The sequence below is a fragment of the Winogradskyella psychrotolerans RS-3 genome (genome assembly GCF_000427335.1).
Taxonomy (GTDB): Bacteria; Bacteroidota; Bacteroidia; order Flavobacteriales; family Flavobacteriaceae; genus Winogradskyella; species Winogradskyella psychrotolerans.
In genome coordinates, this window is the sequence record NZ_ATMR01000046.1 from 1 (window position 1) to 865 (window position 865).

Consider the following 865-nt stretch of genomic DNA (forward strand, 5'->3'; position numbering starts at 1 on the left):
CTTAATGGTCCTATGGATGGTGCTTTTGAGAAAGGTACTTATATCGGTTGGTTTTTGATTTCAAATGGCTGGCAAAGCAACAAAGTGTCCAATGGTAATGGCGTCTTTTATGCGGACAAGGACCTTAATACAGAAATCAAAACAGTGTCATTAAGGGATCAAATGGTGTTTTTGTACGACGCATCAGAAAAACTTCTGTTAATGGGTTGGGAAGATATCCGAAGAGATTCTGGAACCTGCGATCATGACTTTAATGATGTGATATTTTACGCTTCCTGGAACCCTATAACTAGCGTGGAGGTAACAGATTATGTGCCTATCGATACTGATGAGAAGGACCAGGATGAGGATGGTGTATCAGACTACCAAGACGAATATCCTGATGATCCAGATAGGGCTTTTAACAACTACTCTCTGGGAGCAAATACTTTTGGAACACTATTGTTCGAAGACCTTTGGCCTAGTTTCGGAGATTATGACATGAATGATTTGGTTATAGATTATAATGTCAACGAAATATCAGATGGTAATAATCGTATCAAGGAAATTCAGGTAATTACAGTAGTACGTGCAACTGGAGCAGGTTACAGAAATGGATTTGGTATACAATTGCCTGTTACTGCAGATCAAGTAGCAAGTGTAGAGGGAACCAGATTAAAAACAGGGAAAATCAAAACTTCCTCAAGCGGTGTAGAGCAAGAGCAAAGTTTGGCTACAGTGATTATTATGGACGATGTAAATGAAAAGTTACCATTCCTGGCAAACGTTAATTCTGATAATGCTCATCACGAAGAAGATACGGTGAAGGTTAATATCGTATTCAAAGAGGCCATTCGAAAGCTGATTGGGTACCGCACCTTATAAT

1 protein-coding gene is annotated in these 865 nt (G+C 39.3%); it reads left to right on the forward strand.

Annotated elements, in window-relative coordinates:
• Positions 1-864, forward strand: an 864-nt coding sequence (locus ADIWIN_RS04065) for an LruC domain-containing protein (RefSeq protein WP_200859788.1), incomplete at its 5' end; no start/stop codon positions are given.
• Between the last annotated feature and the right edge of the window lies 1 nt (position 865).